This window comes from Flavobacterium psychrophilum, from assembly GCA_001708385.1.
In the GTDB taxonomy this organism is placed as follows: domain Bacteria; phylum Bacteroidota; class Bacteroidia; order Flavobacteriales; family Flavobacteriaceae; genus Flavobacterium; species Flavobacterium psychrophilum_A.
Genome location: CP012388.1, coordinates 1,746,257 through 1,760,036 on the forward strand (window position 1 = coordinate 1,746,257; position 13,780 = coordinate 1,760,036).

General features: G+C 39.7%; 11 protein-coding genes and 1 pseudogene. 4 read left to right on the top strand and 8 right to left on the bottom strand.

Features of this window, described 5'->3' with window-relative positions; translation table 11 throughout:
• Positions 1 to 115: 115 nt before the first annotated feature.
• Entirely contained in the window at positions 116 to 1,894 is a 1,779-nt protein-coding gene (locus tag ALW18_07660) for a hypothetical protein (protein ID AOE52398.1), read from the top strand.
• Positions 1,895 to 1,969: 75 nt separating this feature from the next.
• Here ALW18_07660 and ALW18_07665 read toward each other — a convergent pair whose 3' ends face one another.
• The 3 genes and pseudogenes from ALW18_07665 to ALW18_07675 form a co-directional block, all read right to left on the bottom strand.
• Positions 1,970 to 2,434: an osmotically inducible protein OsmC gene (locus ALW18_07665; GenBank protein AOE52399.1), complete on the bottom strand. Its 465-nt coding sequence runs from the start codon at positions 2,432 to 2,434 to the stop codon at positions 1,970 to 1,972.
• Positions 2,435 to 2,445: 11 nt separating this feature from the next.
• A complete protein-coding gene (locus tag ALW18_07670) occupies positions 2,446 to 3,129 on the bottom strand; it encodes a transcriptional regulator (protein AOE52400.1) in 684 nt (227 codons plus the stop codon).
• Positions 3,119 to 3,895, bottom strand: a pseudogene (locus tag ALW18_07675) (hypothetical protein). Before ALW18_07675 ends, ALW18_07670 begins: the two are co-directional and overlap by 11 nt.
• Positions 3,896 to 4,704: 809 nt before the next feature.
• Here ALW18_07675 and ALW18_07680 point away from each other — a divergent pair.
• Complete coding sequence (locus tag ALW18_07680) at positions 4,705 to 5,328, top strand: hypothetical protein (GenBank protein ID AOE52401.1); 624 nt, start codon at positions 4,705 to 4,707, stop codon at positions 5,326 to 5,328.
• On the opposite strand, the gene ALW18_07685 is transcribed toward ALW18_07680, so the two are convergent.
• From ALW18_07685 to ALW18_07695, 3 genes are all read right to left on the bottom strand, one after another.
• Positions 5,329 to 6,252 (bottom strand): epoxyqueuosine reductase, encoded by a 924-nt coding sequence (locus tag ALW18_07685; GenBank protein ID AOE52402.1) that lies wholly within the window; start codon positions 6,250 to 6,252, stop codon positions 5,329 to 5,331.
• Positions 6,253 to 6,317: 65 nt separating this feature from the next.
• On the bottom strand, positions 6,318 to 7,343 hold the full coding sequence (locus ALW18_07690) for an ATP-dependent DNA helicase RuvB (GenBank protein ID AOE52403.1): 1,026 nt from the start codon (positions 7,341 to 7,343) through the stop codon (positions 6,318 to 6,320).
• 30 nt (positions 7,344 to 7,373) lie between these two features.
• Complete coding sequence (locus tag ALW18_07695; GenBank protein AOE54349.1) at positions 7,374 to 7,676, bottom strand: acetyltransferase; 303 nt, start codon at positions 7,674 to 7,676, stop codon at positions 7,374 to 7,376.
• A 139-nt stretch (positions 7,677 to 7,815) separates the two neighbouring features.
• Between ALW18_07695 and ALW18_07700 the strand changes: the two genes are divergently transcribed.
• A complete protein-coding gene (locus tag ALW18_07700; protein AOE52404.1) occupies positions 7,816 to 9,237 on the top strand; it encodes an amino acid transporter in 1,422 nt (473 codons plus the stop codon).
• A 313-nt stretch (positions 9,238 to 9,550) separates the two neighbouring features.
• Positions 9,551 to 9,964, top strand: a complete 414-nt coding sequence (locus tag ALW18_07705) for a hypothetical protein (protein AOE52405.1) — start codon at positions 9,551 to 9,553, stop codon at positions 9,962 to 9,964.
• Positions 9,965 to 10,726: 762 nt separating this feature from the next.
• Here the strand turns inward: ALW18_07705 and ALW18_07710 are convergent.
• Both ALW18_07710 and ALW18_07715 read right to left on the bottom strand, forming a co-directional pair.
• The gene (locus ALW18_07710) at positions 10,727 to 12,541 is read right to left on the bottom strand and encodes a cytochrome C oxidase (GenBank protein AOE52406.1); all 1,815 of its coding nucleotides are present in this window, start codon (positions 12,539 to 12,541) and stop codon (positions 10,727 to 10,729) included.
• Between the two features lie 31 nt (positions 12,542 to 12,572).
• Positions 12,573 to 13,769, bottom strand: a complete 1,197-nt coding sequence (locus ALW18_07715) for a cytochrome C oxidase subunit II (protein ID AOE52407.1) — start codon at positions 13,767 to 13,769, stop codon at positions 12,573 to 12,575.
• Positions 13,770 to 13,780: the final 11 nt, after the last annotated feature.

Consider the following 13,780-nt stretch of genomic DNA (forward strand, 5'->3'; position numbering starts at 1 on the left):
ACCCACAAAGGTAACCGTATCAGCGGAATTGTGAAATTTTTAACGCTATTCTTTTTACGAACGTTTTTTATGCGAAAAATGTACCTTTAAGCAAATTTTTTAATGTTTACCAACCATGAAAAAAACATTTATAGTACTCTTTGCTGCGGCAGCTATTATGTCATGCAAAAAGAAAGAAACTCAGGAAACAACACAGGCTTCCAACAAAGAAATTACACAGTTGTTTAGCGATTATCAGGAAGAGCGCCTTAAGCTTTTTCCGTGGGAAGCTACTCAGGCAGGCGACGACCGCTACAACAATATTTACCCCAATACTGTTAGCGATGCGTACATAGCTCAGGTAAAGGCTTTCTTTTCTAAATACAGGGATTCTTTATCTAAATATAATGACGACGAACTTTCTGAGAACGACAGGATAAGCAAAGAACTTCTTGCGTGGGAATGCGACATTAACCTTGAACAATGGGGACTTAACGAGCAATTATTACCGCTGAACCAGTTTACGAGCCCTATACTTACACTTGGCCAATGGGGAAGCGGTGCCGGGGCACAGCCTTTTAAAACGGTAAAAGATTATAACAACTGGCTGGAAAGGCTTGCACAGTTCAACACGTACCTTGGGTCTGCTGAGCAGCGTATGAAAGAAGGCGTGACAAAAGGTTATGTGCTGCCAAAAGTACTGACCGAAAAAATGATTCCCCAGTTAAAGGACATGGCAAATGAGAATGTAACCTCTCATTTGTTGTACAGCCCTGTTAAGCAGTTTCCTGATACTTTTACCGATGCAGAGAAAAAAGACCTGACTGCTAAATACACTGCAATACTAAAAGACAAGATCATTCCGTCTTTTAAAAGCTTATATAATTACGTTACCACCGATTACCTGAAAGCCAGCCGTACCACCAGCGGAATAGCGGCTATACCCAACGGTGCTGCCTATTACAAGCACCTTATTAAACGCTACACGACTACCGATATGACAGCCGATGAAATTCACGCATTGGGCTTAAAAGAGGTAGCACGCCTTTCGGCAGAAATGGAAAAAGTAAAAACGCAGGTTGGCTTTAAAGGGCCGCTTAAAGATTTCTTTAATTACGTTCGTGCTAAAAAGGAACTTATGCCTTTTACCCAGCCGCAACAGGTTATAGACAACTTTAATGCTATTCATGAAAAGATGAAACCTAACCTTGAAAAGCTTTTCGATATGAAGCCTAAAACTCCGTTTGAGGTTAGAAGGACAGAGGCTTTCCGCGAGGCATCGGCAAGTGCCGAGTACAACCAGGGATCGGTTGACGGTACACGCCCCGGCATTTTTTATGTACCAATACCCGATGTGAAAAAGTATAACGTTTATGCCGACGAAGATCTATTTCTTCACGAAGCTATCCCGGGTCACCACTACCAGATATCAATTCAGCAGGAGAACAAAGAGCTACCGGAATTCAGAAAAACAATATGGTTTAATGCCTACGGCGAAGGCTGGGCATTGTATACCGAATCGCTTGGTAAAGAACTTGGCCTGTATACAGACCCCTACCAGTACTTTGGAATGCTTAGTGCCGAAATGCACCGCGCCATTCGTCTTGTGGTAGATACAGGACTTCATACCAAAGGATGGACAAGGGAGCAGGCTATTACCTATTCTATGGAAAATGAAGCCGAACCGGAAGAAAGCATTATCTCGGAAATTGAGCGTTATATGGCAATACCGGGTCAGGCATTATCCTACAAGATCGGACAGCTTAAAATACGCGAACTGCGTACCAAAGCAGAAATGGAACTAGGAAATAAATTCAGTATTAAAGAATTCCACAACCAGGTACTTGACGCAGGATGCCTGCCGTTGAAAGTACTGGAAGGAAAAATTGATAAATGGATTGCGGGTAAAAAATAGTCGATCCTTAACATATCACAGTACTAAAAGGTTGTCCCTAAAAATGCTATTGAAGCCTTTTGGGATAGCCTTCTTTTATTCCACTTCACAAACCGGATTGTGCAAAATTGGAAAATTGCAGGAGTTAGCAATAAAGCATAACTGATTTGCTTTTTTATGCAATGCCAATGCTTCTTCTACCCTGTCAGCCTGAGCAATTACTACTTTTGGATTTAGTATTACTTCTGTAAATCGTCCTGAGCCATCAGCGTCTACTTCAAGAGTGGCAACAGCAGCATCGGAATAGTTCAGCACTTCAATTCCGCTTTGGGAGCAAACATATAGGTAAGACATCATATGGCAGGAAATTAGACTGCTTAATAACATATCTTCGGGATTATACAATGTTGCATCACCTTTAAAAACTTTCGCTGCCGATACATCTAAAACAGGCTTACCTTCTATAGTTACCGTATGGTTCCTGCTGTACTTCTTTATATTTTCTATATTCCTGTCTGACAGCCATAATGCTTCAGCTTTAAATATATGTTTAAATCCCATAATGTTTATTTTTAGCAGATAAGCTTATAACCAAATCCCCTGATATTTACAATCTCAACAGTTGTATCCTGTTGCAGTTTCTTGCGCAGTTTGGTTATGTAGACATCCATATTGCGGGTATTAAAAAAATTGTCATCGCCCCAAAGCTTGATTAACGCTTCTTTTCTGTCCAGTACATTGTTCTTGTTTTCAATCAGCATTTCCAGTAACCTCGATTCTTTATAGGACAGTTTTACCGCATTATTATCAACACCAATAAGCTCCTGCCTTTTCGGCAAGAAAGCGTACGTGCCTATTTTCATTTCATTCGAACCGCTGTTTTCTGTCGCTTCACTTCTGCTGAGCAATTCGGCAACCCGAAAGAAAAGTTCTTCAAGGCTAAACGGTTTACGAAGATAATCATTACCGCCACTCGCATAACCCTGTGCCACATCCTTAATATCGGCTTTTGCGGTAAGAAACATCAGGGGTATTTTACGGTTGGTTTCCCGTATTTGCGATGCCAGTGTAAAACCATCTTTATAAGGCATCATGACATCGAGAATGCAAAGCGAAAATTGGTTTTTGTTAAATAAAGTCCATGCCGCTTTACCATCGGGGGCCAAAACAACATCGTAACCTTTCTTTTCAAGGCTTTCCATGATAACCTTGCCTAAAAAAGGCTCGTCTTCGGCTAAAAGTATCTTATGTTTCATGTGGTAACCGTATTACAAAGGCACTCCCCTTCGGTTGATTATTTTTCACAGCAACAGTTCCCTTATGTACTTCTATTACTTTTTTAACGTAGCTCAACCCTAATCCATAGCCTTTTACATTATGTACATTTCCTGTCGGAATACGGTAAAACTGGTCGAATATCTTTTCTTTATAGGAATCGGGTATGCCCGTTCCGTTGTCTGCTATTTCTATGGCTATACCTTGATTTTTAATTGCAGCTGAAATAAAAACAGTCGCATTTTCATCTTCATTATTATACTTTAAAGCATTATCAATAATATTGGTCAGTGCCCTTGTAAAGTGGACTGCATTACCTTTAAATTGCAATACATCATCAATTGTAAAACCTATTACAACCTTCTCCTTATAGGCCGACACTAAATCCGCAAATAAGTCATTAAGTACAATAGTATCGTCTAGCGTTATACCTTTCTTTTCTAACTGTGCCCCTGCCAGGATTTCATCGGCCAATGCCGAAAGCTTTTTAGACTGATGCAAAATGATATCCAGGTAACTCTCACGCTCGTGTTTGTTCATATCAAACTCTTTTAGGGCTTCGGCAGTAATCATGACCGAACTTAAAGGCGATTGGATCTCATGAGTCATGTTGCTTATAAAGTCATCCTTCATTTCGCTTAATTTTTGCTGGCTCAGTAAAAGCCTTACCATGTATAAAAAACTGCCCAGTGTGATCAGTATCAATATAACCGATCCTGTTATAACCCATTTTAATTGCTGAAGCACATATAGATTGGTATCGGCAAAATAGGCTTTAACCCACACTCCATATTGCGGTCTTTTTACTGATATGTTTATTTTTTGCGTCTCGTAAACGTTAGCATTTATACTGTCTTTATTAAAAGTAAAAGGCAATTTGATATTTCTCTTTTTAAGTGACCTTTTATAAAATTTTGAAAGCTTTTTGGTTGTCAGGGGTATTTCCCACGCTTCCTTGTTTATCCTGTCGCCAAGCTTATACGTATAATACCATCCTGAACCTTTTTTAAGTTCCCTGCTTACGTAGTCTACCATATAAGCTATGAAAACATTTTTACCTGCCGGTGTTATACTATCCAGCCTTTCATGATAATCTTCCATGCTCATGCTTATCTCATTTTGCTCATTTGGAAATGGCACCACCTGCTTAATTGTAAAGACGGTATTTTTATGCTGCGAATTCCACGCACAGGAAATGGTAACGAATGTAGTATCGTTAAGCCACCCCCTTAATTTATGCAATACTTCCTGGTGCCTTTCTTCAAAAGCACTGTCTACAGCTTCTTTAAGTGCCTCATTGGTATTGCGCTCAAATACCGCCGACTCCACCTTATAGCTAGTAAAGGTAAAATACAGCTGAAGCCCGGCAACGCCAATAACGCAAACCAGCATAAGTATAAAAGCAAGGAGTATGTTCTTCTTCATCTCTGATGTCAAAAATAAAAGTTTAAAAACAGGCCTGCTATTTTTATTAACGCTAATTAACGCTAGTTAACTGCGCTTCACTTCCCTGCTTTTGTGTTCGTTCTACATTTACCAAACCTAATTCAACAATCATGAACCAAAGAATTTTATTTTTCACAGCAGTGTTATTGTGCTTTACCTATTCATTATATGCACAACAGAAGCCAACAGGCAGTATTGTTATGACAACAAAACCTTTGTCTGAACAACGGGAACTACTGGATCTTTTCCGTTTCCAGAATATCGACTATTATCAGACAACCATAAAAGGCAATATAAAGGGCAAATATTATTCTATTACTGCAAAAGAGATATGGAACGGAAAAGTTACTAAAACCGATACTATATTTGATTCGTCTAAAGGAGAGCTTGCTTTTATAGGCAAGCATAAAACGGACTCGTTGAAATTTAGCCTTATGGCGTCAAAAGCGGGTAAAAAAAAACTGAGGGTAAATTTTTCTTTAGATCGTGTTGGACTGTACAGAGAATTTAAATGCACTGCTTCTGAAAGTTACAGCCTTCGTGATGTAGGCACAGAAATGACCATAGAACCCGGAAAGCCATTTTACGCTTTCGCCTATATATTACCCTATAAACTGGATAACGGCGGAAGCTCGTGGTGTGCGGTTGAAAGCAGCGGGAAAGACATAGAGCAATGGGGACAGGAATTTGGGATTAAGCATTATATATTGTTTGAGATGAATTTCTTCGAATAATTATTTCAAAAAATCTATATTTCTTTTAAGCCCTTCAAATTTTGTTCGCTTTACAGCAGAGTTTTTAAACACAGCCCTAAAGGTGTCTTCGGTAATTTCTTCCCAGTCTTTTTTGGTGAGTGATAATAAGTCGGGATGCGGATTGAACAACGGTTCACTATGCGCTTTTGAGAATCGGTTCCAGGGGCATACATCCTGGCATGTATCGCAGCCAAAAGCCCACTCATCAAATTTGCCTTTCATTTCGTTAGGCAGATTTTCTTTAAGTTCAATGGTAAAGTACGAAATGCATTTACTGCCATCTACCACATAAGGGGCAATAATAGCCTGCGTGGGGCAGGCATCTATACAGGCAGTACAACTGCCGCAATGGTTGGTTACAGCATGGTCATAGTCAAGGTCAAGGTCGATGATAAGTTCGGCAATAAAAAAGAAAGAACCTACCTGTTTACTCAATAAATTGCTGTTCTTCCCGATCCATCCTAGTCCGCTTTTAGAAGCCCATGCCTTATCCAGCACCGGTGCCGAATCTACAAAAGCCCTTCCGCCAACCTCGCCAATTTCCTGCTGAATAGAATGAAGCAGTTCTTTTAATTTCTCTTTAATTACAAAGTGGTAATCCTGCCCGTAAGCATATTTAGAAATCTTAAAGGTAGTATCGGTCTGGGTTTCCTGCGGATAATAATTCAGCAATAGCGAGATCACACTTTTGGCATCATCAACAAGAAGGGTTGGGTCTAAACGCTTATCAAAATGGTTTTCCATATACTGCATTTTGCCATGACGGTTATCATTGAGCCATTTTTCCAGACGCGGAGCTTCCTCCTCTAAAAAACCGGCTTTAGAAATACCACACGACATAAACCCAAGGCGTTTTGCCTCGGCTTTAATAAATGATGTATATTTTTCCTTATTGTTTATCACAGCAATCTGCCAACATTATCACTTTCATTAATTGCGGGTCGCCGTTAAACGACAAGCAATTACAATTACCCAAATAAACCACCCTGCTGACCGGGATGCACCCTGCCTAAATGTTTATAAGCTTTCTCGGTAACCTCCCTACCCCTTGGTGTACGAATAATAAACCCTTCCTGAATAAGGAATGGCTCGTATACTTCTTCAATGGTCTCGCCACTTTCAGACACAGCAGTTGCCAGGGTAGATAATCCAACCGGGCCACCTTTAAACTTATCTATAATAGTGGTAAGAATCCTGTTATCCATTTCGTCAAGGCCATGTGCATCTACATGCAGTGCCTTAAGTGAATAACGTGCAATTTCAATGTCAATTTTTCCATTACCTTTAATCTGGGCAAAGTCACGCACACGGCGTAATAGTGCATTGGCAATACGAGGCGTACCACGGCTTCGGCCTGCAATTTCAATAGCTGCCTCCATAGTGATAGGCATTTTTAAAATGGCAGAACTACGTTCAACAATTGTAGTAAGCAGTTCGGTAGTATAATATTGAAGTCGGCTGGAGATACCAAAACGGGCACGCATTGGTGCGGTTAGTAATCCTGACCGTGTAGTAGCACCCACAAGGGTAAACGGGCTAAGCCCTATCTGAACCGAGCGGGCATTTGGACCCGACTCGATCATAATATCAATCTTAAAATCTTCCATCGCCGAGTAAAGGTATTCCTCTACAACAGGGCTAAGGCGGTGAATCTCGTCAATAAACAGGATATCCCTTTCATCAAGATTGGTCAACAGTCCGGCTAAATCGCCGGGTTTGTCCAGTACAGGACCCGAAGTAATTTTTATACCCACACCAAGCTCGTTGGCCAAAATATTAGCCAGCGTAGTTTTACCAAGTCCGGGAGGGCCATGAAAAAGGGTATGGTCCAGTGCTTCGCCACGCATATTGGCTGCTTGCACAAACACCAAAAGATTCTCAAGCACCTGCTCCTGTCCTGTAAAATCATCAAACGAGAGGGGTCTTAACTTTTTCTCAAGATCCAGCTCTTCGGCATTAAAATTTGTATTGGTAGGGTCTAAATTTTCATTCATACCGCAAAGATAACTGAATTTACCTTTGCATTACATCTGATAGCCATCAGATAAAACATCATTCCACTCCGGATGCTCATTAATATAATGTGCCACATAAGAACACAATGGCACAACGGTAAGTCCGTTATCTTTAGCGCACTGAAGCGTACGTTTTACCAGCTCGGCAGCAACACCCTTTCCGCGCAGGGCTTCGGGAGTTTCGGTATGTGTCAGGAATATTTTTTCGCCTTCACGGTAAAATTCCAGAAAGGCAATACCGCCCTGGCTATGCAATTCAAATTGTTTACCATCTTCGTTAACCTTAAAATTGCTGTCGGCATTATTTTTCATAGCAGTGATTTTAATTAAAGGTATAATTAATATGATAAAAACCAAACCGGGTACAATCAATATTATCAATAATTTGGCACAAACGCTAAGCAACGGATATTTTAAATATCTTTAGCCAACATAAAACCAAACACCAATTATGGAAGATCAACACGAAGACAAACACTTAAAGCGCGAATTAGGCCTGCTGGACGGAACTATGCTTGTAGTGGGCTCAATGATAGGCTCGGGAATCTTTATTGTAAGCGCCGATATAATGCGTAATGTAGGCAGTGCCGGATGGCTTATACTTATCTGGGTGATATCCGGGCTAATGACTATGATCGCTGCCGTTAGTTATGGCGAACTGAGTGCTATGTTTCCAAAGGCAGGCGGACAGTATGTTTACCTTAAAGAAGCCTATAACAAACTCATTGCCTTTTTGTATGGATGGAGTTTTTTCGCAGTGATCCAGACAGGAACAATTGCTGCCGTTGGTGTTGCCTTTTCTAAGTTTATGGCGTACCTCTACCCTCCTGTAAGCGACCAGAATATTTTGTACGAGATGGGTTCTATAAACTTTAAGCTGAATGCTGCGCAATTGGTCTCAATAGCAACTATCGTGATACTGAGCTACATCAACAGCAGAGGCGTTAAGAACGGAAAGTGGATACAGACAATTTTTACAATCACAAAAATCGCCTCGCTATTCGGGCTTATTGTATTCGGACTGATATTGGCTGCTGAAGCAGATATATGGAACGCTAACTGGTCTGACGCATGGAACGCACAGTCGTTTAATAAAGACACCGATTCGTGGCTGCCCATCGGTGGAACGGTCTTAATGTCAGCTATAGCAGCATCAATGGTAGGGTCTTTATTTTCGAGTGATGCGTGGAACGGGGTAACTTTTATTTCGGGCGAAATAAAAAACCCGCAACGCAATGTGGGGCTTAGCCTTTTCTTCGGAACACTTATCGTTACAATAATCTATATCTCTGCTAATATTATGTTCCTTGCGGTAATGCCGAATGATGCTATTGCTTTCGCGGAGTCTGACCGTGTGGCTGTGGCGGCTTCGCACCCTATCTTCGGAAACATCGGAACGTATATTATTGCCATTATGATCATGATATCTACATTTGGATGTAATAACGGACTTATTATGGCCGGTGCGAGGGTATATTATACAATGGCAAAAGACGGTCTGTTCTTTAAGAAAGCGGCGAACCTGAACAGCGCCAGTGTACCGGGCTGGGGACTTTGGTTTCAGTGCTTTTGGGCATCGGCATTGTGCTTAACGGGTAAATATGGCGACCTGCTGGACTTTGTTATGATCATCGTTGTTATCTTTTATATACTAACCATTTATGGTATTTTCATATTACGCAGAAAAATGCCAAATGCAGAACGCCCATATAAAGCTTTTGGGTATCCTGTACTACCGATGATCTACATTATCCTTGCTGCTACTTTCTGTTTCTTCCTTCTAAAAGACAGAACAAGCACCTGCGGATGGGGTGTATTGATTATGCTTGCAGGTATACCGGTTTACTATTTAACGAAGCCGAAGGAGGTTTAGAAACTATAAGATAACACAGCGTATAAAAGAAGAAATAGATGAGAAATTTAAACTATATGTATTCTGTGTGCCTTATTACAGTCTAATCCTCTTGTGCCAGCCTTAAATTGATAATGCCAATTTTAAAAATTGAACTAAATTAGTATGCGCACGAGCAAGATGCTCGCGCGAGCGGCGGCTATAGATCATTATAAAAATCATGCAGGAAAGAATGTTAGACTAAAGCAACCCATTGACGTAAAGCAACCTAAAGTTAATATGTTTTTACGTTGGCTACAATATGGTATTGATAGTGGATTTATAAAATAGTATTATGATTAGAAAATTATTACCATTTATTCTATTGGTATTTATATCATGCGATAAATATGATGGCCGTATGGCAGTCTCTAGTAAACGAGTAGACGATATCTATGTGGCAATTGCAAATGCAGACAATCTTGATAACGTTGTTGAATTGTCATTAAATAATGATGATGATAAATATTATTACACTAGAAAGATTGCTAGTAATAGCGAAGAGAGAATCCAAAAATATGGATTGAATTCTTGGTATCAATTAGCTACATCGAAAGAAAATAAATCTTTGTTCATATTTGTGTTCCCGGAAGATACAATATTAAAACACAGTTGGGAAGAAATCAAATCAAACAATGAATATGAAAGAAAGATTGAACTCTCTATTGGAGATTTAGAAAGTTTAGGATGGCATGTTGAAATTTATTAAAATAACCTTTTCGCCGCTTGCGCGAGCATCTTGCTCGTGTCCAAACAGCTAAAACAATTAAACAGATAAACAAAGGCAGCCAATATGGTTATCTTAATTGTATTATACCACCACTCGCGCCGCCCCCGGGTGAATCGTATCATCCTGACGAAGGAAGGATCTCTTCCCATTGCGAACGTAACTTCTCATTAAACATCAAAAGGAAAAAAAAGAGAAAAGAATAATTCAAAAAGTCGCCTTCCGCTTTTGAAGGACATTTTTAGATTATTTTTTTTGGGGAGATATTTAAGTTTCTTTTTAAGGGATATTTATTTAGAACCTTAGTTATAATACCTTTATATAGGCCGTAGTGTAAGTCGGAATAAAGGTAAAAACAATCTATAAGACACTGATAAAGCAATAGCTAATCACGAGTCAACAAAACTGAAACAAAACAGAAATATTTATCTAGCTCAACAACACAAAAACCTGTATTTCAGTTATTTAATATTTTTAATCAAGCGAGATTTAAAAGATATGGTGAAGCAAACCGCCAAGCAAAGTATTCATTATCAATCAATACTTCATGTTATGATAACCCAAAGCTTAACCTACCCTTATGGCTTAGTATAAGTAATTCCCAATCCAAATTTAAAATAACAAGGTGTAACCAAAAAAAATTCAGCTTTTAGCAATTACTTCGTTACTGCCAAAATCAAAAATTAGTGTAAAACAAAAATGCCCACTGTATAGTGGGCATTTTGTATATAGATTTTTAAAATCCTAGTGGTGAAGTTCTTCTTCGCCTTCTTTCATTGGCACAGTTTGCGGAACGAAGTCATCATCATGACCCGGTTTGCTATAGTCATAAGGCCATCTGTAAACTTCAGGTATTTCACCTGGCCAGTTACCGTGGATGTGTTCAACAGGAGTAGTCCACTCAAGAGTGTTAGACCTCCATGGGTTTTGAACAGCTCTTGTACCTCTGAATATACTGTAGAAGAAGTTCCATAAGAATACTAACTGGAATGCAGCACCAATAAGAGCGAACATTGTAATTAGTACGTTAACGTCAGCTAAATCATCAAATAATGGGAATGCTGTATTAGTATAGTAACGTCTTGGAAGACCTGCCATACCGATAAAGTGCATTGGGAAGAATACTCCGTAAGCACACACTGCAGTTACCCAAAAGTGGATGTAACCAAGGTTTTTGTTCATCATTCTACCGAACATTTTAGGGAACCAGTGGTATATACCGGCAAACATACCGTATAGCGCTGAGATACCCATTACAAGGTGGAAGTGAGCAACAACGAAATAGGTGTCGTGAACGTTAATATCAAGTGTACTATCACCAAGGATGATACCTGTAAGACCACCTGTTATGAATGTAGAAACGAAACCGATAGAGAACAACATTGCAGTATTCATCTGAAGGTTACCCCTCCATAATGTTGTGATCCAGTTAAACGCTTTTACAGCCGATGGTATAGCGATAAGTAGTGTTGTAAATGTAAATACCGAACCAAGGAATGGATTCATACCGGAGATGAACATGTGGTGACCCCAAACGATAGTTGATAAGAATGCAATAGCTAATATTGAAGCGATCATCGCACGGTAACCAAAGATTGGCTTACGCGCATTTGATGTCATAATTTCAGATACAAGACCCATCGCAGGAAGGATTACAATGTAAACTTCAGGGTGACCAAGGAACCAGAACAAGTGTTCGAATAGTACCGGAGAACCTCCCTGGTAGTGTAGCACCTCACCTGCAATAAAGATATCAGAAAGGAAGAATGAAGTACCAAAGCTCCTATCGAATATAAGTAGTAATGCAGCAGATAATAGTACCGGGAATGAAACGATACCGATAACAGCTGTAATGAATAACGCCCAGATTGTAAGAGGAAGCCTGGTCATAGACATACCTTTTGTTCTAAGGTTGATAACAGTTACAACATAGTTAAGAGATCCCATTAGTGATGAAGCGATGAAGATAGCCATTGAAACTAACCAAAGCGTCATACCTGTTCCTGATCCACCGATTGCCTGTGGTAAAGCACTTAATGGAGGATAGATTGTCCACCCTGCCGATGCCGGACCAGCTTCAACAAAAAGAGAGAAGATCATGATTACAGCAGAAAGGAAGAACAACCAGTATGAAACCATGTTCATAAATCCTGACGCCATATCCCTTGCACCAATCTGTAACGGAATAAGAAGGTTACTAAATGTACCACTTAAACCAGCGGTTAGTACAAAGAATACCATTATGGTACCGTGTATCGTTACTAACGCAAGATAAATATCGTTTTTCATTACTCCTCCCGGAGCAAATTTTTCGCCCAAAAGAACTTTAAATATTGTAAACGACTCTTCCGGCCATGCAATTTGCATACGGAATAATAATGACATTACAATACCGATAATCCCCATGAAGATACCTGTAATAAGGTACTGCTTAGCGATCATCTTATGGTCGATACTAAAGATATATTTCGTTATGAAAGTATCTTTATGGTGATGTTCGTGAGCATCGTGGTGACCGTGATCTTCGTGACCGTGTGCTTCGTGTCCTACTGCTGACATATTTCTTTAATTTGAATATATTTAAAAAGAATTATTTTTTTATAACCTGTGCTACCAATGTAGAATCCGGTTTAGCTGCTGCTGCCGTATCTGCGGGTTTTGCAGGTGCTGCTTCTGTTGCAGGCGCTGCCGCTGCTGCTGCAGCTTCATCTTTAGATTTCTTAACTGCTGCAGAAAGTTTTTCTTTTCCTGCTAACCACGTTTTGAAATCAGCATCATCTTCAACAACAACTTTCATTTGCATGTTGTAGTGAGACATACCACATATTTTGTTACAAAGAAGCAGGTAATCAAAAGTATAAGGATCAAGAGCCGTTTTTCCATCAGCTACAAGCTCAGCACTTTTCTTAGATCTTATTTCGTTGATGTTAGCTACTTTTTTCATGATCTTAGGATCCTGACGCATCTCATCTGTAGTCATTGTAGGTACGAATGCAAATTCTGTAACCATACCTGGAACAACGTTCATCTGAGCCCTGAAGTGAGGGAAATAAGCAGAGTGCAATACATCCTGAGAACGGAATTTGAATATTACCTGTTTCCCTTTTGGTAAGTGAAGTTCAGTAGATGTAATATCATCCTGAGCATTCGGGTCAGACATATCAACACCAAGAGTGTTTACGCCCTCAATGTATCTTACGTTAGCTTTACCAAGTACACCATCCGCGCCTGCGTAACGTGCTTCCCAGCTAAATTGTTTTGCATATACTTCAACTAAAACGCTGTCTTGTTTTTCTTCATCAATAAACATGATGTTAGTCCACGCATATAATCCGTAAAGGATAAGACCAGCAAGAACGATTACCGGGATGATAGTCCAGATAAACTCAAGTTTATCATTATCTGCATAGTAGAAAGCTACTTTACCTTGTTTACCTCTGTATTTAAAACTGAAGTAGTGAAGAAGGAACTGCGTGATAGTCTGTGTGATAAAGATAAGCCACATAGAGATAGCCATAAGGTTATCGTACTGAGGGCCGTGCTCTGAAGCAGGAGTTCCTAGTACAAGGTGACCCCATTTCCATAGCGAATAAATTGTAAACACATAGATGAAACCTAAAAAGGCAAACATCAGGTAACCATTAATATTATTATCCCTGTCGTTAGCAATCCCACTATTATCGCTAGTGTGGCCTGCCCCAACCTGTGTCAAGTCAAATATTTTAGTTAATTGCCATATTGCAATGCCTAATAAAACTAAAACTACTATTATCAATAAACTTGTCATTTGTTTATTTC